The sequence below is a fragment of the Novosphingobium soli genome, from assembly GCF_042432915.1.
In the GTDB taxonomy this organism is placed as follows: domain Bacteria; phylum Pseudomonadota; class Alphaproteobacteria; order Sphingomonadales; family Sphingomonadaceae; genus Novosphingobium; species Novosphingobium soli.
The window spans coordinates 1-22719 of the sequence record NZ_JBHLWK010000009.1 but is presented as its reverse complement, the minus strand read 5'-3'; the positions used below and the strand labels follow the sequence as shown (position 1 = coordinate 22719).

Here is a 22719-nt window from a genome sequence, read left to right as displayed (position 1 = left end):
AGAAGCGATCATGAACCCACCGCGGCCCAGGCCCAGGCTGGACCAGGAGAACACCGCGTTCTGGACGGGGGGCGCGGAGGGCAAGCTCAACATCGTCCTTTGCGGTGACTGCGGCCAGTACACGCACCCTCCCCGCATGCTGTGCCGGCACTGCCAGTCGGAAAACGTCGCGCCCCACGCAGTCGCCGGCACCGGCGTGATCGACACGATGACCGTCAACTACCAGCCTTGGGCGAAGGACCTGGAGGTCCCCTACGTGATCGCCCGCGTGGCGCTGGACGGGGTTCCCGGGGTCTACCTGACCACCAACATCGTCGACTGCCCCGTCGATGCCGTGGCCTTCGGTGATCGCGTGCGCGTGGTGTTCGAGGAGCAGCAAGGCATCTTCTACCCTCTGTTCGAGAAGGCACAGTAATGGGCGGGGAAGCCTACATCACCGGCATCGGCCAGTCCGAGGTGGGCGTGCGCCTGCCGCGCCATCCGCTGCTGCTGACGGTGGACGCCGCCAAGGAGGCGATCGCCGACGCCGGCCTCAGCTTCGACCAGATCGACGGCGTGTTCTCGTTCCCGGGCAAGAGCCACGGCTACCTGGCCTTCTCGCCCGTCGGCACCGACGAGATCATCGAGGCGCTGGGTATCAAGTCCAAGTGGCAGATGGGCGGTCTGGAGCAGCCGGCGCAGCTCTCCGCCATCGGCATGGCCGCCTGGGCGGTGAAGGAAGGCATCTGTCGCCACGTCCTGTGCTTTCGCACCGTCTACGAGGCGGGCGGCATGGCCGATCCCGCGCAGTACATGGCCGGGACGAAGCAGGACACGGTTTCCGGCGCCTCGCAGTGGACCAGCCCGTTCTGGGCCACCTCCGCGGCCTGCTGGACCGCGCAGTACGCCGCGCGCCACGTCCACAAGTACGGCATGACCCGCGAGCAACTGGGCCAGATCGCGATCAACGGATCGAAGAACGCCATGCTCAACCCGCGCGCCCGCGCGATCACCAAGGAAGAGCTGACGCTCGACAAGTACATGGGCGCCCGGATGATCTCCACGCCGCTGTGCCTCTACGACTGCGACCGCTTCTCCGACGCCTCCACCGTCATCATCGTCTCGGCCGGGGACGCGCTCGACGAAGTGACCTGCCAGCCGATCCGGATCGCCGCGATGTCGGGCTCGGTGGACCGCTACTCCTGGGACCAGGTCGAATGGCCGGCCGCCTACGACGCCGGGCGCGATCTCTGGCAGCGGACCGACTACACCGCCGCCGACGTCGACGTGGCGCAGTTCTACGACGGCTTCGCCTTCCTGCCGATCACCTGGCTCGAAGGCCTGGGCTTTTGCGAGCCGGGCGAAGGCGGCCGCTTCATCGAGGGCGGGACCCGCATCGCGCGCGATGGCGAACTGCCGCTGAACACCGCCGGAGGGCAGCTCGGCGCCGGGCGCCTCCACGGCTTCGGCTTCGCGCACGAGGCGGTCACGCAGCTGCGCGGCAAGGCCGGCGAGCGCCAGGTTCCCGGCGACCCGAAAGTCGCCGTGGCGACTTCGGGCGGCGGACCGCTGGCCGCCGCCTTGCTGCTGGCGCGCGACTGAGGCTTACGGCTCCGGCCTCGCGGGCTCTCCTCCCGCGAGGTCGGAGATGGCGGTCAGCGCGCCGGGAAGGCCTGCGCGACCGCCTTGGGACGGGGCCGGGGCTTCGCGCGCTTGAGGCCGATCAGCGGGCGCAGCGGCCCGATCTCGCGGCCGGCCAGGTAGAAGAGCCAGGAACCGAACGTCACCGAAGCACAGAGCAGCAGGAACTCCGGCAAGGCCGACAGCCCCTTGTCGCGCAGCCAGTAGCTGACCAGGACCATCACCGTCTGATGTGCGATGAACACCGGGAACACCGCCTCGGCCAGGGTCGCGCGCCAGCGGGCGTCGCGGTTCCAGAAGCGGTCGGCGATCCCGAACAGCGCGATCACGGTGCCCCAGCACTGGACCGCCTTGGCGAAGTCCAGCGGCTCGATCCAGGCCGCCGGCGTGCGCACGTTCCCCGGGAAATGCCACGCCTCCAGCGCCACGAAGGCGTAGCCGGCCAGCCCCGCCGCCAGCGCCGGCCGCCACGCACGGGCGATGGTCCGCCGCAGCGGCTCCGAGCCGCGCAGAAGGAAGCCGAACAGGAACATGCCGCCGTAGTGAAGGTGCGCCGCCAGGTCGGTGAACAGGGCGTGGGTATCGGTCCAGCCGTCGCCCGGGGCGCGCACGGCGTAGATCGCCACGCAGCCCGCGGGCAGCAGCCAGCGGCTCGCCAGGATGCTCTCGGCCCGGTGGGCGATCGCAGCCGCGGTCCCGGCCGGCAGCAGCATTCGCGTCAGGCACAGGGCCACGGTATAGGCGAGCAGGTAGATCACGAACCACAGGTGCATGACCGCCGGCAGGTTCTCGTGGATCACGCGGCGGAAGCTGAACGCGTCGTGGATCAGGAAATAGCCGTAGCCATGGGCATAGCCGCTGTGGAGCAGGCCCATGTAGGGCTGCGGCGGCACGATCACCGTCAGCCCGAACAGCAGCGGGATGCCCAGCCGCAGCAGCCGGCTCCGGAGGAACGTGCCGGTGTCCCCGTCCCTGGCGAGAAGCGCGGCGCTGGCATAGCCGGAGATCGCGAAGAGCAGCGCCAGCCGCCAGGCGCTCAGCCCCAGCAGCGGGATCTCGGCCCAGGGCACGACCCCGCGCGAAGGGGTCTGGTACCCCCACGGAGTGAACGAGAAGCCGACGTGATAGAAGATCAGGAGGACGAAGGCCCCGATGCGCAGCCAGTCCATTCCATAGTGGCGCTGGGTGGAGGCGGGCTGCATCGACGTTCCGTTGTAAAGGCGGGCCTCCGTGCGGGGCGCGCTGGCGAGTGCCCGTTTAGTCCCGATGGCACCGCTCTGCAACGGCCCGCTTGTATCAGGGCGGATCGGGTCCGCGCCCTCTCCGTCCTGCGTCCCTATCGCGCTGCTAATGCCACGCTAAGGGCACCTTGCGCAATCGCCCTCGGCACATATCCCGGCTCCAGACTAGCTCCGTCCGGGCGCCTTCCAGTCGGGATAGGGCGGCAGGCCCAGGAGCAATCCGGCGCTCACCAGGGTCAGCACCACACCCGCCCAGAGCCCCGGCGCATAGCTGTGCCAGGTATCGAAGATCCATCCTCCGAGCAAAGGCCCCAGCCCCGATCCCGCAGCAATCAGGCTGGCCATGAAGCCGAAGATCGTGCCGAACTTGCGCATTCCCGTATAGGCCGCGGTGACATAGCCGACGATCTGGAGCTTCGTCCCGCTTGCATATCCGTTGACGATGAGCGCGGCGACCACGGTCCAGACCGGCGCCTGCGGCCAGACCAGGATGAGGAAGGTGACCGCCGTGGCGCCTATCGTCAGCCCACCGACCCAGCGCGCCGGGTAGCGATCCAGCAGCCAGCCGGTGATCAGCTTGCCCGCGATCCCCGCCAGCCCCGCGGGCAGCGCGGCCAGCGCCGCCGTCTGCGCGCTGAAGCCGGCGCCCGTGAGTATCCGGAACTGGTGGACCACCAGGCCGATCGTCACCATCATCACGAGGAACGTGGAAATGGCGATCCGTATCACCGCCCCGTCGCGCAGCGCCTCGCCCACGGTGAGGCCCGGCACGTCGAGCAGCGACTCGGACGCGCCGGTCCCGTCCTGTTCCCGCCGGGCCTTGCGGCTCAGTTCATAGCCGTCGCGCAGCCAGAACAGGCACGTCCCGATCGCCAGCGACCCCCAGCCCGCCGCCAGCCAGACGAAGGCCATGCGCCAGCCGTGATGGCGGATGAGGTACTCGGAAATGAGGGGTGTGAAGGCTTGCGCCAGCGCACTGCCTGAGAGCACCAGCCCCAGCGCCAGCCCGCGGCCGGCCTGGAACGTGCTGTTCGCGGATGCGGTCCAGACCGTGGACTTGGTCATGAGCGCCGCCACCGAATAGGCGATCCACACCGCGAACCACTGCCACACCGCACCGGTCAGCAGGCTGAGCGAAGCGATGACGCCGGCCTTCAGAACCAGTCCGGGAAGCGCCATGCGGCGCACGCCCCACTTGTCAATGAAAAGACCGAACAGCGGCGAGAACAGGAACGTGAGCACGGCGGTGATCGACACACCGGAGGATGCCAGCGTGATGCTCCACCCGAACTCGCGGCTGATCGGACCGATGAACAAGCCCATCGCCGCGGTGATGACGGAGGTGAACGAGAAGCCGATCATCGCCGCCAGCACCATCGGCCAATGGCGACGGAACTCCTGCCCCGCCGTCAATGCAGCCGCTGGCGCACATGCTGGCGCTGTCGCCGCTGCCGTATCAAAGCGCAGGTGCACGCTCCCGCAGTTCCTCGAGCGTGAAGCCGTTGGCGGGCGCGCATTGCTGCACTTCGATAACGTTGCCCTCCGGATCGTAACCGTAGAGCGTGCTGACATGACCGACGTCGACGAAGGTGCGATCCCCGAACGTCATCCCGCAGGCTTCCAGATGCGCGATGTCAGCCTCGATGTCGGTCACGTCGATGCAGAAGTGCGTGTAGCCCCGGTCATTGGGCCGCAAGGGACGGCTGAGGTCGGACGGGGGAGACGAGTACTCGAACATCTCGATGTAGCAGCTCCCCGCCCGCAGCATGCAGCCACGGGCGGCCGACCCGGGCACGTCGACGATATGATCCATCACTGGCTCGCCGGCCCATGCGAACCCGTCGTCCACAGGCTCGAACCCGAAGGCGTCGCAGTAGAAGCGCTTCATCCGCTCCAAGTCACGGCAATTCATGCCGATGTGGTGTATGCCGCGGATCATGGTGCTCTCCCGTCTGCTTTTCCGGGCACTATCCGCCCCGGGAACGGCCATGACAATGGCCGATCCTTGCCCCGAGAGGATCAAGCTTCGTCAGGCTCGATCCACTGGGTCCGCGTCACGCGCGGAGAGAGGTACTTGGTGGCCGTCCACCCGCCGTCGACGACGATCGACTGCCCGTTGATCATCTCGCTGCCGGGCAGGCAGAGAAAGGCGATCACAGAGGCGATGTCCTCCGGCTGCGCCAGTCGCGGATAGGGCGTCGTCTCGACATTGTTGCGCTTGAACCCCTCGTCTTCGAAGCGGTGGCGGACCATGTCGGTCATGGTCACACCGGGCGCGACGCAGTTGGAGCGGACGCCGCGCGGCCCGTACTCGCACGCCATGTGCTCGGTCAGGGACTTCAGACCGCCCTTCGCGGCCGAATAGGCACCGCCGCGGCGGCCGCCGATGTGCGCGAAGGTACTTGTCACGTTCACCACGCTGGCCCCTTCGCCGAGGTGCGGGATCACGTCTCGGCACAGGCGGAACGGCGCCACCAGCATGATGTCCAGAAAATCGTCGAGCGTCTCGTCGTCCGTCTCGTCGAGCGGCTTGGGGCTGCCGACGCCGGCGTTGTTGACGAGAGCGTCGATCCGGCCGAACCGCTCCAGGGTCTGGGCCACGATCGCCGCTGGTGCGGCGGGGTCGGTGACATCGGCGCTGATCGCCAGCACGTGATCGGGGTTGCCGATCGCGGCTTCGAGTGTCGCCAGCTTGTCCCTGCTCCGCCCGACGCCGACGATGGCAAAGCCTTCGCCGTGGAGGATCTTCGCGGTCTCAAGGCCGATGCCGCTGCCCGCACCCGTGATGATCGCTACCTTCACCTCGACGTTCCTTCCCCTGCATGCCTGTCTTCCGCATCGTGGTAGCCGCGGCTCCGGCGAGCGTCGAACCGCCCCGGCGGTATTGCCCGGGCGCAGCTTTGCCACACTCGCCCGGCTGGGTAGGCAGGAGCCGTTCCAATCCCAAGCGAAGAGCCCATGACCACCACCAAATCCGCCCTCGAGGGCATCCGCGTCATCGACATGAGCCGTGTCTTCGCTGCGCCGGTCGGCGCGCAGATCCTCGGCGACCTCGGGGCGGACGTCATCAAGATCGAGCGCCCGGGCGTGGGCGACGATGGGCGCGGCTACGGCTTCTCCTGGATCCCCGGCAAGGACGGCGTGGAGACCCGGCATTCCAGCTTCTTCACCGTCTCCAACCGCAACAAGCGCTCGATCACGCTCAACCACGCGAAGCCCGAAGGGCAGCAGGTGCTGCGCGATCTGGTGAAGACGGCGGACGTCCTGATCGAGAATTACAAGGTGGGCGATCTCAAGCGCTTCGGCCTGGACTACGAGAGCCTGCGCGCACTCAACCCGGGCCTTATCTACTGCTCGGTGACGGGCTTCGGACAGACGGGCCCGATGGCGGCGCTGCCCGGTTACGACGGTCTCTTCCAGGCGACCGGCGGCATGATGGCGGTGACCGGCATCCCTGATGGCCAGCCCGGGGCGGGCCCGCTCAAGACGGGCCCGAGCCTCGTCGACTTCGTCACCGGCCACAACACTGCGCTTGCGATCCTGGGCGCGCTGATGCACCGCAATCGCACCGGCGAGGGCCAGTACATCGACATCGCCCTGCTCGACAGCTCGGTCGCGATGGTCAGCCACATCATGCAGGACTACCTCATCAGCGGCAACGCGCCGCCCCGCCTGGGCAACGGCGGCAACGGAGGGGGCCCGGCAGACCTCATTCACTGCGCGGACGGCATCATCTATCTGACCGCCGGCACGGACGAGCACTGGCGGCGGCTGACGGTTCTGATGGAGCAGCCCGAACTCAACGAGGACCCCCGCTTCGACTCCAACCTCAAGCGCGGCAAGAGCAACAGGGCCGAACTGATGGAGATCATCAACGCCTGGAGCCGCCGCTTTCCGACGACAGAGGTGCAGGCGATGCTGGACGGCGCGGGCATCCCCGCCGCGCGCTACAATGAGCTGGCCGACGTCTGGGAGGACCCGCAGGTGCAGCACCGCGGCCTTCGCGCGACCACGCCGCATGCCTGGGCCGAAAGCGGCTCGGTCGACCTGATCGCCAGCCCGCTGGCAAAGATGTCGGAGAGCCCTGCGACGATCCGCATGCCGCCGCCCATGCTGGGCGAGCATACCGACGCGATCCTGGCCGAGCTCGGCTACGACGATGCCCAGGTCGCCGCGTTGCGCGAGGCCCGGGTCATCTGAAGGCTTAAGCGGCGGTACCGCCGGGGTCTGGCGGCGCGATTTGGCAGATCGGCTGCCGCACTGGCATCGACCTCCGTCACCGCCCCTGCCCTTCGTCTAGCGTCCGGGCGCCAGTTCGCTGAGCCGGCGCTCCCACGCCAGCGCATGCTCGACCATGGTGGGCAGATCGTCGTAGCGCGGTACCCAGGGGAGCATGGCGCGGATGCGGCTGTTGTCGGAGATCAGCGAGTCGGGATCGCCCGCGCGCCGTCCGTCGAGCCGACGCTCAAGCTTGCGGTTGGTGACGCGGTCGACGGCGTCGAGCACGTCCAGCACGGAGAAGCCACGGCCATAGCCGCAGTTCATCGCCAGCGAGCGGTGAGGCTGTGCGATCAGCGCTTCCAGCGCCAGGACGTGCGCCGCGGCGAGATCGGAGACATGGATATAGTCACGCACGCCCGTGCCGTCGGGGGTGTCGAAATCGGTGCCGAACACCACGACGTGGTTGCGCTTGCCGAGCGCAGCCTCGACCGCCACCTTGATGAGGTGGGTCGCGCCTGCAGTCGACTGCCCCGTGCGGCCCTGCGGGTCGGCGCCGGCCACGTTGAAGTAGCGCAAGGCACAGTAGTTGAAATCGTGCGCCCGCGCGACGTCGGCCAGCATGGTCTCCGTCATCAGCTTGGACATGCCGTAGGGATTGATCGGGACCTGCGGACTGTCCTCCGTCACCGGTGAGACTTTCGGGATGCCGTAGGTCGCCGCGGTCGAGCTGAAGATGAAGTGTGGCACGCCGGCAGTGACGGCGCTCTCCACCAGCGCGCGGGTCTTTGCCGTGTTGTTTCCATAGTACTTCAGCGGATTTTCGACGGATTCGGGAACGACGACCGAACCGGCGAAGTGCATGATTGCACCCTTGCGATTACCCATGCCCTGTTCGGCAAAGATGCGTGCGAGCAGCCCAGCATCCTCTATGTCGCCTTCGTAGAAGGGCACGCCGTCCGGAATGGCGAAGCGAAAGCCCGTCACCAGGTTGTCGATCACCGCCACATCCCACCCGGCGTCCCGCAGGGCGAGGACGGCATGGCTGCCGATGTAACCCGCACCACCGGTGACGAGGACTGGCTGCTTGGTGGTCATGATTGTCCTGCGCTCGCTGGTGCCGTCAGTTGGATATGGCCGATGCTGCACCGCGTCAATCGACGCCACCCGCATTTGCCTCCACGCTGAACCCAACCACTCCCGCGGCGAAACCGCAGTCCCCGCCAGAGGTGGGGATCACTGCCCCTCGAAGGCCGGCTTGCGCTTTTCGACAAATGCGGTGACGCCTTCGAGGAAGTCCTGCGTCCGCCCCGCTTCGCGCTGGCCCCGGCGCTCGGCCTGGAGCGCGGTCTCGAGGCTGGAGTCCAGCGCATCCCAGGCCATGCGCTTGATCAAGCCCAGCGAGCGCGGACCTCTCGCCAGGCTGCGCGCCAGCTTCATCGCTTCGTCCTCCAGGTCCGGCTCAGCCACGACGCGGGTGGCGAGGCCCCAGTCGAGGGCGGTCCGGGCGTCGATCTTCTCGCCCAGCAGCATCATCTGCATGGCGCGCACCCGCCCGACAGCCTGCGCCAGCAGGTAGGTCGCGCCGCCGTCCGGCACCAGGCCGACATGGCAGAAGGCACAGAAGAAGTAAGATCCCTCAGCCATGAGCACGATGTCGCCAGCCGCTGCGAGGCCGGCGCCGAAGCCTGCCGCTGGACCGCGGATCGCGGTGATGACCGGTTGCTCCATCCGCTTGATCCCCATGATGACGGGATTGAACGCGCGGTCGAGCTGACCGCCGATGTCGCGCATCGGATCGGACAAAAGGTCCTGCGCCGCGGACAGGTTGGCGCCGGAGCAGAACGCCTTCCCCTCGCCCGTGACCAGCACCGCCCGGGCGTCGCGCGCGGCCTGGTCCAGAGCGTCGACGATCTCATGGCCCATCGCCTCGGTCACGCCGTTCATGGTCTTCGGGTCGTTGAGCGAGACGCGGGCGACGCCGTCCTCGAGAGTGTAGAGGATGTGCTCGTAGCTCATGGAAATCTCCTCGGGGCCGGACCGACGTCAGGCAAGCATGCCGCCCAGCCGTGCCTTCACGATTTCCTCGGCCTCGCCAACAATTCTTTCGATCAGTTCGCGGCAGGTGGGGACATCATGAATCAGCCCCTGCACCATGCCGGCCCAGAAGATACCCTTGGACAAGTCGCCGGTCTGGAGCAGTTCGCGCCCGACTGCTCCCGCGACGAGAGGGCGGATGTCCTCGAACGTGGACTCCGGCCGGGCCGATATCTCGACCACCTGATCCGACACCTCGTTCTTGCCCACGCGCGCGGTGTTCTTGAACTTGCGGAAGATCAGGTTGGTCCCGCGCTCGTCGTTCTCGACGTACTTGGCCTTCACGTTGTCGTGGATCGGGGCCTCCTGCGTGGCGCAGAAGCGGGTTCCCATGTTGATGCCCTCCGCGCCCAGTGCCAGCGCGGCGACGAGGCCGCGGCCGTCGCCGATGCCGCCGGAGGCGAGCATGGGGATCTTCACCTTGTCCGCGGCAGCGGGAATGAGGATCAGGCCGGGAATGTCGTCTTCACCGGGATGGCCGGCACACTCGAAGCCGTCGATCGAGATGATGTCGCAGCCATGCTTTTCGGCCGAGAGAGCGTGGCGGACCGCGGTGCACTTGTGCAGGATCTTGATGCCGTGAGGCTTCACCATCTCCCAGATCTCGCGCACCTGCTGGGTGCCGGCGGTCTCGATGATCTTCACGCCGCCGTCGATCGCCGCCTGGGCATAGCCCTTGTAGTCGGGCGGAAGAATCGTGGGGAGCACGGTGATGTTCACCGCGAACGGCTTGTCGGTCATCGCGCGGCAGCGCTCGATCTCCTCGCGCAGCGCTTCGGGGCTGGGCTGGGTGAGCGCGGTCAGCGTACCGAGGCCGCCGGCGTTGGAGACGGCGCTGGCCAGTTCCGCGTAGCCCACGCCCTGCATGCCACCCTGGACGATCGGGTGCTCGATACCGAGCATCTCTGTGACGCGGGTCTTAAATGGCATGGTTCTCGCTGCTCCCTCTCCGGCCGGCACGGCCCCTCCCCCGGCTATGCCATGGCGACCGCCCCATCAAGGCAGCGAAGACCACCGTACGGCCATCGAGCTTGACCATCGTGGCAGCGAACCAATACCAAGCGCTTGCTACATAAAGCGGCAAGCGTATGCTGCGGGATAAGCGAAAGGGAGAATCGCCATGGCCACCGCCGCTCTGCAGCGTCCGAAGGATCGCATCGAAGAACTTGGCATCAAGCTCATCAGCGCCGACAACCACATCAACGAACCGCGCAACCTCTTCATCGATCGCTTCCCGCAGCACCTGAAGGACAAGGCCCCGCGCGTGGTCGAGGGACGCGACGGCGGCGAGGGCTGGAGCATCGACGGAACGCCGCCCAAGCGCACGTACGGGCTCGAGTGCATGGCGGGCTTCGACAAGAGCGAGTACCGCATGTCGGGCCTGCGCCATGCCGACTTGCGGCAGGGCAACTACGACGGTGCCGCGCACCTCTCGGACATGGACGTCGACGGCGTCTGGGCCTCGGTCACCTATCCGGGATTCGGCCCTTCGCTCTACACCCATCCCGACCGGGAGGTCGCAGCCGCCGGCTTCGTCGCCTACAACGACTGGATCCTCGACGATTTCCAGGCCGCCGACCCGCGCCGGCTTTGCGGCCTGGCGATCAACCCCACCGAGTTGGGGATCGAGCACGCCGTCGCCGAAATGAGGCGCTGCGCGAAGAAGGGCGCGCGGGCGATGTACGTCCCCGGCAACCCGACGATCCCCTACAATCACCCGACGCACTATCACCCCATCTGGCAAGCGGCGGACGAGCTGGGGCTGACCTTGTGCATGCACCGCAACCACGGCGGGCCGCCGGATGCCACCGACTGGGACCGGCTGCAGGAGGACAAGGTCTCGATCGGCGGCATCGTGACGCGCTATTTCTCGTGCCTGAAGCCGTTCTCGTACCTGATCTTCGCCGGCATCTTCGACCAGTACCCCAATCTGAAGATGGTCGGCGCAGAGGTCGATTGTGGGTGGGCGCCGTTCTGGGTCCAGACCATGGAGCACCACTGGGACATCCAAAAGTCGTGGTTTCCGGTGAAGCTCAAGCACAGCCCGGTCGAGTTCATCGGCAAAAACGTCTTCACCACCAACGTCGACGACTACTGCGGATACCAGATGATCGAGACCGGGCGGTGGCCGTGGATGTCGAGCATGACGATGTTCTCGTCGGACTACCCCCACTCGGCGACCATCTGGCCGCGCTCGCGCGAGGTCGCGCTCAAGATGACAGAGGCGCTGTCGGTGGAGGATACGCGCAAGACGCTGTCGGAGAACGCCGCCCGCGTGTTCGGCTTTGACATCGGCTGACCGGGACCCGGCTCAGACCGGGCCGTTGGCCTCGATGCCCTGTATCACGAACGCGGCGATGGCGTCGCGGATCTCGGCGTCGCTGGCCAGTCCCGGCGGGAAGAGCCAGTCGCGGAACATGAGGTTGGCGAGGACCGCCGCAAAGGAGACGCGCACCATCAGCTCGGGTGCGATCGGCGGGTCGCCTTCGATCCGCGCGCGCGACATCGCTTCGCCCTTGCCGAAATAGTCCTGCAACCCATCGAGTGCGTCGATCCCGCCGGTCGCCTCGGGCGAGTAGGCGTGCGCCACGACCAGCGACAGGAACATGCGCGAGTGGCCCGCCATGAAGTCCAGCAACTCGCCGATATAGGCGCGGGCAAGGTCCCTCCCCTCGCCCGAGGCAGTGCTGCTGCGCGCCTGGAACGCGGCGAAGTGGCGGTTCAGCGGCGTGAAGATGGCCGCGCGGAACAGGTCCTGCTTGGACGCGTGAAGGCGGAATATCTGGGCCTCGGTCACGTCGGCGCGGCGAGCGATGGCCGCGGTGGTGGCTCCTGCATAGCCGTACCGCTCGAACTCATCGGCAGCCGCCTCCAGGATGCGATCGGCGACTTCCGCGGATGATCGACGGCGCCGCTTCGCCTGGGGTTCGGAGCTCGCCAATCCGCTCTCTTTCCTGCCGGTTGCGGTGAAGTTACCGCCTGTATCGGTCCGCGTACCCGGTGCCAAGCGCCATTGAAAGCCGCCGGTTCCCACCTAGATTTCCGGAACATCGCAAGGGAGCGTACGCGAAGTGAACGGAATGAAGACGGCCATGCTGCTGGCGGCGCTGACGGCGCTGTTCATGGGGCTGGGCTACCTGTTCGGCGGCACCGGGGGCGCCGTCATCGCGCTCATGGTGGCGGCAGGCATGAACCTGTTCACGTTCTGGAACGCGGACTCGATCGTTCTCAGGCTTCACAACGCACGCGAGGTGGATGCGCGCAGCGCGCCCGAGTTCCACGCGCTCGTCGCCGGGCTGGCGCAGCGCGCCGGCTTGCCGATGCCGCGCGTCTACCTGATCGACACCGCCGCGCCCAACGCCTTCGCCACCGGCCGCGACCCGCAGCATGCCGCGGTGGCGGCCACCACGGGGCTGCTCGACATGCTCACGCGCGAGGAAGTGGCGGGCGTCATGGCGCACGAGCTCGGCCATGTGAAGAACCGCGACACCCTGATCATGACGATGGTGGCGACGATCGCCGGCGCCATCTCCATGATCGCTAACTTCGGCCTGTTCTTCGGCGGCCGTGGCGAGGACCGTCCCAACCCGCTGGCGGCGCTCGCGGCGGTGTTCATGGCGCCCTTTGCCGCCATGATCGTGCAGATGGCGATCAGCCGCACGCGCGAGTTCAGCGCGGACCGGGCGGGGGCGGAGATCAGCGGCAATCCGCGTGCCCTCGCCTCGGCGCTCGCCAAGATCGCGGGACCGGCGGCGCGGCTGCACAATCCGGCCGTGATGCGCAACCCGGCCGCCGCGCAGCTCTACATCGTGCCGTCCTCGGTGTCGGACCTGTTCTCCACCCATCCCGCGACCGAGAAGCGCATCGCCGCGCTGATGGCGATGGAAGACCAGCGCGACATACCGCCCGCTGCGCGGCCCCGCAGCGCCACGGCCGAACTGAGGCGGCCGGGCCGCGGCCGCTCGGCGCTGGATCCGAACCGGCGCTGATCCGCGCCGATCTTCGGGCGCGATCCGCAGGCCCGGCTCAGGTCAGCGCGGACACGCTCAGGAACTGCGGCACCGGACCGTTCCAGCCGCCTTCGTCGGGCGCATCGAACGGCGCAGGCTCGCGGCGGCGCCCCTTCGGCTCGGCGCGGCGGTCGCGGCGCGGCGCCTCGGCCGTCTCGCGACGCGGCTCCTCGGGCTGCTCGCGGCGCGGCGCGCGTTCGGCGCGCTCCTCGCGCGGCGCACGTTCGGCGCGCGGCTCCTCGCGGCGGGCGCGCCGGGGCTTTTCTTCGCGGCGCGCGGGCTTCTCCGCGGCAGCCGCCTCGCGCGGCTCGGCACCGGCGTCGCCCGCCAGCTGGTAGACCGGGATCGGGCCGCCGGTCAGCTTCTCAACATTGGCGATCGCCTCGGCGTCTTCGGGCGCGACGAAGGTGAAGGCGCGGCCGGTGGCACCGCCGCGGCCGGTGCGGCCGATGCGGTGGACGTAGTCGTCCGGATGCCAGGGCGTGTCGAAGTTGAAGACGTGGCTCACGCCCTTGACGTCGAGTCCGCGCGCGGCGACGTCGGACGCGCACAGGATGCTGATGTCGCCCGCCTTGAAGCGCTCCAGCTCGGCATTGCGCGCGGGCTGGTCCATGTCGCCGTGGATCTCGCCGGCCGAGAAGCCGTGCTGCTTGAGGCTCTTGGCCAGTTCGCGGACGGTGGTCTTGCGGTTGGCGAAGACGATCGCGGTGGTGACGTTGTCGGTGCGCAGCAGTTCGCGCAGCGCCTCGCGCTTCTTGCGCGCGGGCACCGCCACCTTGTGCTGGACGATGTTGAGGTTGGTCGTCGCCGGCCGTGCGACCTCGATGTACTTGGGATTGGTGAGGAAGCGGTCGGCCAGCTTCTTGATCACCGGCGGCATCGTCGCCGAGAACAGCAGCGTCTGCCGGTTGGTCGGCAGCTTCGAGCAGATCGTCTCGATATCCGGGATGAAGCCCATGTCGAGCATGCGGTCGGCCTCGTCGATGACGAGCAGTTCGCAGCCGGTGAGCATGATCTTGCCACGCTCGAACAGGTCCATCAGGCGCCCCGGGGTGGCGATCAGCACGTCCACGCCGCCGGCCAGCGCCTTGAGCTGGTCGCCCATCTGCACGCCGCCGATCAGCAGCGCCATCTTCAGGTCGTGGTTCTGGCCGTACTTCTCGAAGTTCTCGGCCACCTGCGCCGCCAGTTCGCGCGTCGGCTCCAGGATCAGCGAGCGCGGCATCAGCGCGCGGCGGCGGCCGTGCCCCAGGATGTCGATCATCGGAAGCACGAAGGCGGCGGTCTTGCCGGTGCCCGTCTGCGCGATGCCGATCAGGTCCTTCATCATGAGGACCGGCGGGATCGCCTGCGCCTGGATCGGAGTCGGCTCGCTGTAGCCCGCGGCCTCTACCGCTTGCAGCAATTCGTCTGACAGGCCGAGATCGGCGAAGCTCATAGGCGTTTGATTTTTCCGGAAAAGTTACGGTCCACGCAGCGGCATGAGGCCGGGGCGGAGCACACAGCCCACCGCCGACGCCAGACGCGCGACAGCGCCGCCTATGCGGGAAATCGCAGGAAAGTCAAGGAAAACCGGGAAGCACCGGCTGTTCGATACGGCGAGAGCTGCGGGCGCACCGCGCGGATACCCGCCGTCAGTGCTCCTCCTCGACGAGCTGGCGGATCCGCGTGAGCTTGCAGTTCATGCCGCTGCGCGAGAGCAAGGTGTCGCGGTCCACGCACAGACGCCCGTCCTCGCTCCGTTCGAGGTAGAAGCCCGAGTAGAAATCGCGCGCGCGGCAGGAGCGGTCGAGCTCGGCGCTCACCACCCGGCGGTCGCGCATCACCAGCAGCAGGCGGTTGGCGCGATCGGGATAGACCGAGGCGATGCCGGAGATCGACAGGCACTTGCCGATCTTGCGCTCCGACACTTGGGCCGGACCCTCGCCCGGTATTCCCACGAACATGTTGGGCGGCGGGGCGGCGGCGCGCGGGCTGATGCGGATGGTCATGCGCTGTTCGATCCGCACCTGCCACGCATCCTGCGGCACGGCATCGGGCAGCAGCCCCAAGCCGAACACCGCCTCCGGCGCGTCTGCAGGGATCGCCAGCGCCGGCCAGGAGGGGCTTGCGCCCGCTTCCTCGGCAGCATGCCCTTCGCCGCTCGCGCCATCCTCCTCCGGGCGTGACGCAAGGTCGCCGGCGGCTGCGGGAAACAGCAGCAGGATGGGATAGAGCAAGGCGGAGGTGAAGCTCATTCGCGATCGGGTCCCCGGACTCGGCCATGCCGACTTGTCCCCCTTAGGGCAAGAGCTTGAACCGTCGCTTAACTCCCGCCGCGCCCTTGCGATGGCACCGCGTCCCACTGCGAGGATGAAAGCGGCCCCGCGCTGTGCCATAGCGGCGCCATGGACACCGCCCCTCCCGCAAGCCCGTTCCTCGATGAAGCGGCCGCGCTGCTCGGCCCGCGCGGACTGACCACCGACCCCGAGCTGGTCGGCCCGTGGCTGACCGACTGGCGCGGGCGCTACTCCGGCAAGGCCTGTGCGCTCGCCTCCCCCGCCGACGCTGCCGAGCTTTCGGCGCTGGTGCGGCTCTGCGTCGACCACGGCGTTCCGATCGTCCCGCAGGGCGGCAACTCCGGCATGTCCGGCGGCGCCACGCCGGATGCCTCGGGAACCGCGCTGCTCCTCTCGCTGCGCCGCATGAACGCGATCCGCGCGATCGATGGGGAAGCAAGGCGGGTCACCTGCGAGGCCGGGGTGATCCTCCAGACCCTGCACGAGGCGGCGGCGGCGCACGACCTGCGGTTTCCGCTCACGCTGGGCGGCAAGGGCTCCGCCACGGTGGGCGGCCTCATCTCGACCAACGCCGGCGGCTCGCAGGTGCTGCGCCACGGTTCGATGCGGGCGCTGGTGCTGGGGCTGGAGGCGGTGCTGGCGGACGGGCAGATCTTCTCGCAACTGACGCCGCTAAAGAAGGATAACCGCGGCTTCGATTTGAAGCAGCTCCTCATCGGCTCGGAAGGCACGCTGGGCATCGTCACGGCCGCGACGCTGCGCCTGCTGCCGGCGGTGGCGGAGCGGGTGGTGATCTGGGCCGGAGTCAGCTCGCTGCACGCCGCACGGGCGCTCCTGCTCCATTGCGAGGGAATGGAGGGCGAAGCGCTGGAAGGCTTCGAGGTGATGCCCCAGGCCAGCATCGACGCGGTGCGCGAGCACCTGCCCACCGCCCGCCCCCCGCTCGCCGGCCGTCACCCCTGGCATGTCCTGGTCGAGGTGGTTTCGGACCGGAGCGGCGCCGAGACGCTGCGCGAGCGCTGCGAGACGATGATGGCAGCGGCCTTGGAGGCGGACCTCGTCGAGAACGCGGCGATGTCGGCCAGCGACGCGCAAGCCGAGGCGTTCTGGCTGATACGCGAGACGGTGCCCGCCGCCGAGCGCGCCCGCGGTCCCGCCGTGCAGCACGACATCTCGGTCCCGGTCGAGGCGATGCCGGCCTTCGTCGAGACCACCGCGCCGATGATCGAGGCCGAGTTCCCCGGCACCGAGGCGATCGCCTTCGGCCACCTGGGCGACGGCAACGTCCACTACCACGTGATCGCGCCGTCGGTCACCGACGGCCCCGGCTGGCAGGCACGCGACGGCAAGGCGATCAGCCGGCGGGTCCACGATCTCGTCACCGAATGGGGCGGGTCGATCTCCGCCGAGCACGGCATCGGCCAGCTCAAGCGCGACGAGCTGGCGCGGCTCGGGGACCCGGTGGCGCTGCATATGCTGCGCGCGGTCAAGCGGGCGCTGGACCCCGCCGGGTTGCTCAATCCCGGCAAGCTGGTCTGACGCCGCGACCGCTGCCGCCCTCCGGCTAGGCCGAATCGCCGCACGGCGGCGGGCGCGCTTGCGCGGCTGCGGTCCAGCCACTAAAGCGGGCGCCTTCCCAAGACTGCCCCATCCTCGCGGAGAGTAACGCAATGGCCAGCGCGCCTCAGAATCCAGCCCTGCCCCTGTTCTACAAGGACCTGATTCCGCTCAATTCGCAGCAGCATGCGAACTGGAAGACGCGCACCACCGACAAGGCGACCTGGCTGGCCGGCATCAATTCGGTGCCTCTCACCGTCGAGGAGTTCCCGCAGGCGCAGCGCTTCTACCCGATCATCTTCACCGCCGGCGAGAACCCGGTTCCGCTGGTGCTGATGGGCATGAACGAGGGCGCGAACGTCTTCGTCGAGGACGACGGCACGGTGAACTCCGCGGCCTACATCCCGGCCTATGCGCGCCGCTATCCCTTCATGCTCGCCAAGTTGCGCCCCGACGCGGACGAGCTGTCGCTGTGCGTCGACCCGACCAGTGACCTGGTCGGCGAGATCGAGGAAGGCGAGCCGCTGTTCGTCGACGGCGAGCCGAGCGAAGCCACGCGCAACATGCTCAAGTTCTGCGAGAACTTCGAAATGGCCGGCAGCAAGACCGCCAGCTTCATGGCCGAGCTTGAAAAGCACAAGCTGCTGATGGACGGCGAGCTCAACATCGACATCGGCACCGGCCAGCCCTTCACCTATCGGGGCTTCCAGATGGTCGACGAGAACAAGCTGCGCGAAGTGCGCGGCGACGTCCTGCGCCAGTGGAACCAGAGCGGCCTGCTGCCGCTGATCTATGCGCACCTCTTCTCGCTCGAACTGGTCCGCGACATCTTCAGCCGCCAGGCGACCCAGGGCAAGGTGCCGAACTTCACGCCGCCCCCCGCCTCGGTGAACGGCTGATTCACCTTTACGAGCGGCAGCTTATGACACTTTTGTCACAGTGTCGCTCGAATCGATGGGTGGTCAAAACTGAGCTCTGGACTTTCCACCATCGCTCTGCATCACGAATCGCTTGAATGTCGAACCGGGTAGGCCTATGTAAGCCCTACCCGGTCGGCGCTACCCTCATGGCCCGGTCGGGCTGGTGCACATCGTGCACCTCCTCCCTGAACCTTGGCCACCTCGCGCATCGCGCGAGGTGGTTTTTTCATGGCCCAGGCCAGTGCGCGGCTCACTCGGCGGCGAGCGGCCAGTCCCGGTTCGCCTCCTCGCCGCCCAGCTCCACGACCACCCCGGCAAGCCGCCGCACCAGCGCCGCGAGGTCCTCGATCATCGCCGCCATGCCCGGGCCGGGCTCGACCATGTCCGCGTCCAGGTAGCGGCTGCGATCGATCTCGACCTGCAGCGCGTGGACACCCTCGTCCGGAGCGGCGTGCCGCTCCAGCACGTAGCCGCCTGCATAAGGGCGATTGTGCGCCGCCTCGCGCCCGGTGCGCGCGAGGTGCGCAAAGGTGGCGGCGACGATGCTGCCATGGCAGGTGGCGCCGAAGCGGTCGCCGATGACCACCTGCGCGCCGGGGGTGCCCGGCCGGGGCGAGAGCGGCGGCATCGAATGAAGGTCGATCAGCAAAGCGGCGCCCCACCGCTCGCGCAGCCGCGCCAGCGCGCGATCCAGCGCCGCGTGGTAAGGCTCGTGGACGCCGGAGAGCCGCTCGCGCAAGTCCTGCGCCTGGAGTGGCCGCCGCCACAAGTCACCGGTGCCGGGCAGGCGCCGCGGGATCACGCCCAGCCCGCTGCGCACCCGGCGACTCGGCTCGGGCAGGCTGCCGGCCGGCCGCGCCGCGCGCGCGAACATCTCCCAGTCGACATCGTCGGGTGCGCGGTTGAGGTCGATCATCGCCCGCGGCGCCAGCGCCACCAGCAGCGCCGCGCCGGTCGCCCGCGCGACGCCTTGCGCCAGCCGGTCGACATAGCGGTCCTCCAGCCTCAGGGTCACGCCCTCCCCCTGCCGCAAGTCGGCCAGGAGCGGGCGCGGATAGGTGCGGCCGCCGTGCGGAGCGGCGATCAGCACGGGCAGCGCGGAAGGCGTGGAGGAGACGAGGGAGAAGGCTGGCAGACCCGGAGCGCCGGGAATCCACCCGCCCCGCTCCTCGTGCGAATCGTCCTCGCCGGATGGTTCGATCATGGCGCGAAGCTGTGCCTTTCGGTTCGTCGTGTCAAAGCGTCCCGTAACTGGTCAGCGCCAAAACGGGTCGAGAATTTTAACCCGTTCGCCTTTATGCCCGCGCCCCGGGAGGCTACGGACCTACGGACAGCCCGCCTCACCCAGGCAATAAGACCGTACGGAAAACTGGATACCCGCGATGATCCGCATCCTCCTCGCAGAAGACGACGACGCCATGCGCACCTACCTGGCGCGGGCACTGCAGAATGCGGGCTACAGCGTCGTCGCGGTGGACCGGGGCACCGCTGCGCTGCCCCATCTCGCGAATGACGAGTTCGATCTGCTGCTGTCCGACATCGTCATGCCGGAGATGGACGGCATCGAGCTCGCCCAGCGCTGCGCCGAGATCTCGCCCGCCACCAAAGTCATGTTCATCACCGGCTTCGCCGCCGTCTCCCTGCGCGCCAGTCGTGAGGCTCCGCATGCCAAGATCCTGTCCAAGCCCTTCCATTTGCGCGACATCGTGATGGAAGTGCAGCGCGTCTTCGGCCTGAGCGAACACGCCACGCTGTAAGTGAATTTTTTCTCCGCAAGGCGCTTGCATCGGAAAACAACCGAGGCTAGAGGGCCAGTCCTCCGGCGGGGACACCTGCCGGGGACGCTCGAGTGGAATGGGCGTATAGCTCAGTGGTAGAGCACTATGTTGACATCGTAGGGGTCGCAAGTTCAATCCTTGCTACGCCCACCATTCCAGAAGCCCCGCAAGTCTCAGGACTTAGCGGGGTTTTTCTTGGGAACGCAACGCCGCGATCTCGCCACCTGCGGCGCGAGTCTGGCGTGATAGATTGGGCGCAGAAGGACGCGCCTGACAGGATGCTGGCCGAGGAGTACCGGAGCGCTCGACGCCCCGGTCGGTCGCTCAAACAGAGATCACGTGTCCGCTGATCGGGTTGTCGGAAGCACCGCCCGGCTTTCACCCGAGCCGGCTGTCACCCCTGCTTCAACAGCGGCACTTGCTCGCGGCCGCGTGGCTGGTCCTCTCCAGGACGAAGACGGATTCGTATCCCGACGACCAGGCAGCGCGGGCGCTGGCGTTCAGGTACGGGTTGTCCGAAGGGCCGAGGCCGCCCTGCGCGGCCTTGACGCCCCAGGCATAAGCGCGGTGGTGCAGAGTCAATGCGAAACCTTGGATCGTGTTTTGCGCAGCGCAACGCAACCTGTGTTGCCATCGTTCCTCCTGAGCGGATCGGCCGACCTCCTGCCGCGGTGAACCGTTGGACAGAAAATCCGCCGTCAGCGGTTCTTCCACTCCGGAGCGCGCTTTTCCGCGAACGCCCGGGCGCCTTCGCGCGCGTCCTGCGATTCGAACACGCGCGCTACGTAGGGTGCCTGCAGCGCGTTCGCCTCCTCCGCTGGCCACAGCCAGGAATCCCGGACGATCCCCTTCGATGCTGCAACTGCGAGCGGGGCGTTGGCGGCGATCACTTGCGCGAGGTCGCGTGCGGCGTGGATCGCGGGTCCCTCGGTCACCCGGTTGACGAGACCGAGCTCCCGCGCCCTTCGCGCCCCGATCGGCTCGCCGGTCAGCGCCAGTTCCATCGCCAGTGGCCGCGGCAGCAATCGCGGCAGCTGGATCGCGCCTCCTCCCGCTGCGACGAGCCCACGCTTGACCTCGGGGATGCCGAAGCGGGCGTCCTCGTTCGCGACGATCAGGTCGCACGCGAGCGCGAGTTCGAACCCGCCGGCGAAGGCGGCGCCGTCGACCGCGGCGATGATGGGCTTGTTCGGCGTCCAGGTGCAGATGCCGCCGAAGCCGCCGCGCTCGTCGACCGGCAGCTCGCCGCGCAGGAAGCCCTTGAGGTCCATGCCGGCGCAGAAGGTCCCGCCGGCGCCGGTCAGGATCGCGCAGCGCAGATCGTCGTCCGCGTCGAGGCGATCCATCGCCCGACCGATCGCCTCGGCCGCCGCCCTGGTCATGGCATTGCGCTGCGCGGGACGGTTGATCGTCACCTCCAGCACGGCCCCGGCTGCGGCGACCAGCACCTCTTCTTCCATCACCTGCTCCTCTCCTGCGACAAGTGACAGGCTGGAGCGGCAGACCCGGCCTGTAAAGCCGCCACGCTGCCGTCCATGGCCTTGCCATGCCGCCCTGCCCTGCTAGAGACGGCGCAATTCTCACCCCAGGGGAGTGTTCCTAGAATGGCGAAGATCAAGGTTGCGAACCCCATCGTCGAGATGGACGGCGATGAAATGACGCGGATCATCTGGCAGTGGATCCGTGAGCGTCTCATTCTCCCCTACCTCGACGTCGACCTCAAGTACTACGACCTCTCGGTCGAGAAGCGCGACGAGACCGAGGACCAGATCACCGTCGACGCCGCGAACGCGACGAAGCAGTACGGCGTCGCCGTCAAGTGCGCCACGATCACCCCGGACGAGGCCCGCGTCGAGGAATTCAGCCTCAAGAAGATGTGGAAGTCGCCCAACGGCACGATCCGCAACATCCTGGGCGGCGTCGTCTTCCGCGAGCCGATCGTGATCTCGAACGTCCCCCGCCTGGTTCCGGGCTGGACCGACCCCATCGTCGTCGGCCGCCACGCCTTCGGCGACCAGTACCGCGCCACCGACACCCTGATCCCGGGCGCCGGCAAGCTGCGCCTGGTGTGGGACGGTGAGAACGGCGAGAAGATCGACCTCGACGTGTTCGACTTCCCGGCTCCGGGCGTCGCCATGGCGATGTACAACCTCGACGAGTCGATCCGCGACTTCGCGCGCGCCTCGTTCAACTACGGCCTCAACCTCGGCTGGCCGGTGTACCTGTCGACCAAGAACACCATCCTCAAGGCCTATGACGGGCGCTTCAAGGACCTGTTCCAGGAAGTCTTCGACAAGGAAGGCTTCGCCGAGAAGTTCAAGGCGGCCGGCATAACCTACGAGCACCGCCTGATCGACGACATGGTCGCCTCGGCGCTCAAGTGGTCGGGCAAGTTCGTCTGGGCCTGCAAGAACTACGACGGCGACGTGCAGTCGGACACCGTCGCGCAGGGCTTCGGCTCGCTGGGCCTGATGACCTCGGTCCTCATGGCGCCCGACGGCAAGACCGTGGAGGCCGAGGCCGCGCACGGCACCGTCACCCGCCACTACCGCCAGCACCAGCAGGGCAAGGCGACCTCGACCAACCCGATCGCCTCGATCTTCGCCTGGACCCAGGGCCTGACCTACCGCGGCAAGTTCGACGGCACGCCCGAAGTGGTGAAGTTCGCCGAGACGCTCGAGCGCATCTGCATCGAGACCGTCGAGAGCGGCAAGATGACCAAGGACCTCGCGCTGCTGATCGGCCCGGACCAGTCCTGGATGACCACCGAGCAGTTCTTCGAGGCCATCGTCCAGAACCTCGAAGCCGAGATGGCCAACTGGGCCTGACCATGGCCTAGAGGCTGAACAAGAGCCCGCCGCTCGCAAGAGCGGCGGGCTTTTTCTTGTTACCCCTCCACCCCCCGCTGCGCGGGCGGTCCCCCTCCCCATTCCTGCGGAACGGGGAGGATGGGCGCGGGCACTCCTCCCTGTCGCGAAGCGATGGGGAGGTGGCAGCGC

22 protein-coding genes and 1 tRNA gene are annotated in these 22719 nt (G+C 67.9%); 10 read left to right on the top strand and 13 right to left on the bottom strand.

The window, feature by feature from the left end:
- Nucleotides 1-10: 10 nt before the first annotated feature.
- Together ACFFJC_RS05505 and ACFFJC_RS05500 are read left to right on the top strand one after the other, a co-directional pair.
- Entirely contained in the window at nt 11-415 is a 405-nt protein-coding gene (locus tag ACFFJC_RS05505; protein WP_379486497.1) for a Zn-ribbon domain-containing OB-fold protein, read from the top strand.
- On the top strand, nt 415-1581 hold the full coding sequence (locus tag ACFFJC_RS05500) for a thiolase family protein (RefSeq protein ID WP_379486496.1): 1167 nt from the start codon (nt 415-417) through the stop codon (nt 1579-1581). The genes ACFFJC_RS05505 and ACFFJC_RS05500 overlap by 1 nt, the downstream gene beginning before the upstream one ends.
- A 53-nt stretch (nt 1582-1634) precedes the next feature.
- Here the strand turns inward: ACFFJC_RS05500 and ACFFJC_RS05495 are convergent, their stop codons facing one another.
- The 4 genes from ACFFJC_RS05495 to ACFFJC_RS05480 all read right to left on the bottom strand — a co-directional run bounded on the left by ACFFJC_RS05495 (nt 1635) and on the right by ACFFJC_RS05480 (nt 5663).
- Nucleotides 1635-2822, bottom strand: a complete 1188-nt coding sequence (locus ACFFJC_RS05495) for an acyltransferase family protein (protein WP_379486495.1) — start codon at nt 2820-2822, stop codon at nt 1635-1637.
- A gap of 204 nt (nt 2823-3026) precedes the next feature.
- Nucleotides 3027-4238 carry an MFS transporter gene (locus tag ACFFJC_RS05490; protein WP_379486494.1) on the bottom strand — a complete coding sequence of 404 codons (1212 nt, stop codon included), beginning with the start codon at nt 4236-4238 and terminating at the stop codon, nt 3027-3029.
- Nucleotides 4239-4317: 79 nt separating this feature from the next.
- Nucleotides 4318-4800 carry a VOC family protein gene (locus tag ACFFJC_RS05485; RefSeq protein ID WP_379486493.1) on the bottom strand — a complete coding sequence of 161 codons (483 nt, stop codon included), beginning with the start codon at nt 4798-4800 and terminating at the stop codon, nt 4318-4320.
- A gap of 80 nt (nt 4801-4880) precedes the next feature.
- The gene (locus tag ACFFJC_RS05480) at nt 4881-5663 is read right to left on the bottom strand and encodes an SDR family NAD(P)-dependent oxidoreductase (RefSeq protein ID WP_379486492.1); all 783 of its coding nucleotides are present in this window, start codon (nt 5661-5663) and stop codon (nt 4881-4883) included.
- Nucleotides 5664-5819: 156 nt separating this feature from the next.
- Here ACFFJC_RS05480 and ACFFJC_RS05475 point away from each other — a divergent pair, with 156 nt between their 5' ends.
- Nucleotides 5820-7061, top strand: coding sequence for a CaiB/BaiF CoA transferase family protein (locus tag ACFFJC_RS05475; RefSeq protein WP_379486491.1), 1242 nt, complete (start codon nt 5820-5822; stop codon nt 7059-7061).
- A 96-nt stretch (nt 7062-7157) separates the two neighbouring features.
- On the opposite strand, the gene galE is transcribed toward ACFFJC_RS05475, so the two are convergent.
- From galE to ACFFJC_RS05460, 3 genes are all read right to left on the bottom strand, one after another.
- On the bottom strand, nt 7158-8177 hold the full coding sequence (gene galE, locus ACFFJC_RS05470; protein WP_379486490.1) for a UDP-glucose 4-epimerase GalE: 1020 nt from the start codon (nt 8175-8177) through the stop codon (nt 7158-7160).
- 138 nt (nt 8178-8315) lie between these two features.
- On the bottom strand, nt 8316-9098 hold the full coding sequence (locus ACFFJC_RS05465) for an enoyl-CoA hydratase-related protein (protein ID WP_379486489.1): 783 nt from the start codon (nt 9096-9098) through the stop codon (nt 8316-8318).
- Between the two features lie 27 nt (nt 9099-9125).
- Nucleotides 9126-10106 (bottom strand): NAD(P)H-dependent flavin oxidoreductase, encoded by a 981-nt coding sequence (locus ACFFJC_RS05460; RefSeq protein ID WP_379486488.1) that lies wholly within the window; start codon nt 10104-10106, stop codon nt 9126-9128.
- Nucleotides 10107-10296: 190 nt separating this feature from the next.
- Between ACFFJC_RS05460 and ACFFJC_RS05455 the strand changes: the two genes are divergently transcribed.
- Nucleotides 10297-11475 (top strand): amidohydrolase family protein, encoded by a 1179-nt coding sequence (locus tag ACFFJC_RS05455; RefSeq protein WP_379486487.1) that lies wholly within the window; start codon nt 10297-10299, stop codon nt 11473-11475.
- Between the two features lie 12 nt (nt 11476-11487).
- Here the strand turns inward: ACFFJC_RS05455 and ACFFJC_RS05450 are convergent, their stop codons facing one another.
- On the bottom strand, nt 11488-12117 hold the full coding sequence (locus tag ACFFJC_RS05450) for a TetR/AcrR family transcriptional regulator (protein ID WP_379486486.1): 630 nt from the start codon (nt 12115-12117) through the stop codon (nt 11488-11490).
- A gap of 130 nt (nt 12118-12247) precedes the next feature.
- Between ACFFJC_RS05450 and htpX the strand changes: the two genes are divergently transcribed.
- Nucleotides 12248-13165, top strand: a complete 918-nt coding sequence (gene htpX, locus ACFFJC_RS05445) for a zinc metalloprotease HtpX (RefSeq protein ID WP_379486485.1) — start codon at nt 12248-12250, stop codon at nt 13163-13165.
- Between the two features lie 37 nt (nt 13166-13202).
- Here the strand turns inward: htpX and ACFFJC_RS05440 are convergent, their stop codons facing one another.
- Entirely contained in the window at nt 13203-14624 is a 1422-nt protein-coding gene (locus ACFFJC_RS05440; protein ID WP_379486484.1) for a DEAD/DEAH box helicase, read from the bottom strand.
- 196 nt (nt 14625-14820) lie between these two features.
- Nucleotides 14821-15423: a hypothetical protein gene (locus tag ACFFJC_RS05435; RefSeq protein ID WP_379486483.1), complete on the bottom strand. Its 603-nt coding sequence runs from the start codon at nt 15421-15423 to the stop codon at nt 14821-14823.
- A gap of 150 nt (nt 15424-15573) precedes the next feature.
- Between ACFFJC_RS05435 and ACFFJC_RS05430 the strand changes: the two genes are divergently transcribed.
- A complete protein-coding gene (locus ACFFJC_RS05430; RefSeq protein ID WP_379486482.1) occupies nt 15574-17004 on the top strand; it encodes an FAD-binding oxidoreductase in 1431 nt (476 codons plus the stop codon).
- Between the two features lie 131 nt (nt 17005-17135).
- Entirely contained in the window at nt 17136-17921 is a 786-nt protein-coding gene (locus tag ACFFJC_RS05425) for a SapC family protein (RefSeq protein WP_379486481.1), read from the top strand.
- 271 nt (nt 17922-18192) lie between these two features.
- On the opposite strand, the gene ACFFJC_RS05420 is transcribed toward ACFFJC_RS05425, so the two are convergent.
- A complete protein-coding gene (locus tag ACFFJC_RS05420) occupies nt 18193-19146 on the bottom strand; it encodes an N-formylglutamate amidohydrolase (RefSeq protein ID WP_379486480.1) in 954 nt (317 codons plus the stop codon).
- 178 nt (nt 19147-19324) lie between these two features.
- On the opposite strand from ACFFJC_RS05420, the gene cpdR reads away from it, so the two are divergent.
- Nucleotides 19325-19699 carry a cell cycle two-component system response regulator CpdR gene (gene cpdR / locus ACFFJC_RS05415; RefSeq protein WP_379486479.1) on the top strand — a complete coding sequence of 125 codons (375 nt, stop codon included), beginning with the start codon at nt 19325-19327 and terminating at the stop codon, nt 19697-19699.
- A 99-nt stretch (nt 19700-19798) separates the two neighbouring features.
- A tRNA-Val gene (locus ACFFJC_RS05410) sits at nt 19799-19873 on the top strand.
- 252 nt (nt 19874-20125) lie between these two features.
- On the opposite strand, the gene ACFFJC_RS05405 is transcribed toward ACFFJC_RS05410, so the two are convergent.
- Nucleotides 20126-20302, bottom strand: coding sequence for a ribosome modulation factor (locus tag ACFFJC_RS05405; protein WP_379486478.1), 177 nt, complete (start codon nt 20300-20302; stop codon nt 20126-20128).
- Between the two features lie 116 nt (nt 20303-20418).
- Nucleotides 20419-21180: a crotonase/enoyl-CoA hydratase family protein gene (locus tag ACFFJC_RS05400; RefSeq protein ID WP_379486477.1), complete on the bottom strand. Its 762-nt coding sequence runs from the start codon at nt 21178-21180 to the stop codon at nt 20419-20421.
- Between the two features lie 144 nt (nt 21181-21324).
- Here ACFFJC_RS05400 and ACFFJC_RS05395 point away from each other — a divergent pair, with 144 nt between their 5' ends.
- Nucleotides 21325-22548 (top strand): NADP-dependent isocitrate dehydrogenase, encoded by a 1224-nt coding sequence (locus tag ACFFJC_RS05395; RefSeq protein ID WP_379486476.1) that lies wholly within the window; start codon nt 21325-21327, stop codon nt 22546-22548.
- Nucleotides 22549-22719 lie beyond the last annotated feature (171 nt).

Bases quoted from the DNA above. Each gene is read 5' to 3' on its own strand.
- ACFFJC_RS05505 (WP_379486497.1), top strand. From the start codon at position 11: ATGAACCCACCGCGGCCCAGGCCCAGGCTGGACCAGGAGAACACCGCG.
- ACFFJC_RS05500 (WP_379486496.1), top strand. From the start codon at position 415: ATGGGCGGGGAAGCCTACATCACCGGCATCGGCCAGTCCGAGGTGGGC.
- ACFFJC_RS05495 (WP_379486495.1), bottom strand. From the start codon at position 2,822: ATGCAGCCCGCCTCCACCCAGCGCCACTATGGAATGGACTGGCTGCGC.
- ACFFJC_RS05490 (WP_379486494.1), bottom strand. From the start codon at position 4,238: ATGGTGCTGGCGGCGATGATCGGCTTCTCGTTCACCTCCGTCATCACC.
- ACFFJC_RS05485 (WP_379486493.1), bottom strand. From the start codon at position 4,800: ATGATCCGCGGCATACACCACATCGGCATGAATTGCCGTGACTTGGAG.
- ACFFJC_RS05475 (WP_379486491.1), top strand. From the start codon at position 5,820: ATGACCACCACCAAATCCGCCCTCGAGGGCATCCGCGTCATCGACATG.
- galE (WP_379486490.1), bottom strand. From the start codon at position 8,177: ATGACCACCAAGCAGCCAGTCCTCGTCACCGGTGGTGCGGGTTACATC.
- ACFFJC_RS05465 (WP_379486489.1), bottom strand. From the start codon at position 9,098: ATGAGCTACGAGCACATCCTCTACACTCTCGAGGACGGCGTCGCCCGC.
- ACFFJC_RS05460 (WP_379486488.1), bottom strand. From the start codon at position 10,106: ATGCCATTTAAGACCCGCGTCACAGAGATGCTCGGTATCGAGCACCCG.
- ACFFJC_RS05455 (WP_379486487.1), top strand. From the start codon at position 10,297: ATGGCCACCGCCGCTCTGCAGCGTCCGAAGGATCGCATCGAAGAACTT.
- ACFFJC_RS05440 (WP_379486484.1), bottom strand. From the start codon at position 14,624: ATGAGCTTCGCCGATCTCGGCCTGTCAGACGAATTGCTGCAAGCGGTA.
- ACFFJC_RS05435 (WP_379486483.1), bottom strand. From the start codon at position 15,423: ATGAGCTTCACCTCCGCCTTGCTCTATCCCATCCTGCTGCTGTTTCCC.
- ACFFJC_RS05430 (WP_379486482.1), top strand. From the start codon at position 15,574: ATGGACACCGCCCCTCCCGCAAGCCCGTTCCTCGATGAAGCGGCCGCG.
- ACFFJC_RS05425 (WP_379486481.1), top strand. From the start codon at position 17,136: ATGGCCAGCGCGCCTCAGAATCCAGCCCTGCCCCTGTTCTACAAGGAC.
- ACFFJC_RS05420 (WP_379486480.1), bottom strand. From the start codon at position 19,146: ATGATCGAACCATCCGGCGAGGACGATTCGCACGAGGAGCGGGGCGGG.
- cpdR (WP_379486479.1), top strand. From the start codon at position 19,325: ATGATCCGCATCCTCCTCGCAGAAGACGACGACGCCATGCGCACCTAC.
- ACFFJC_RS05400 (WP_379486477.1), bottom strand. From the start codon at position 21,180: ATGGAAGAAGAGGTGCTGGTCGCCGCAGCCGGGGCCGTGCTGGAGGTG.
- ACFFJC_RS05395 (WP_379486476.1), top strand. From the start codon at position 21,325: ATGGCGAAGATCAAGGTTGCGAACCCCATCGTCGAGATGGACGGCGAT.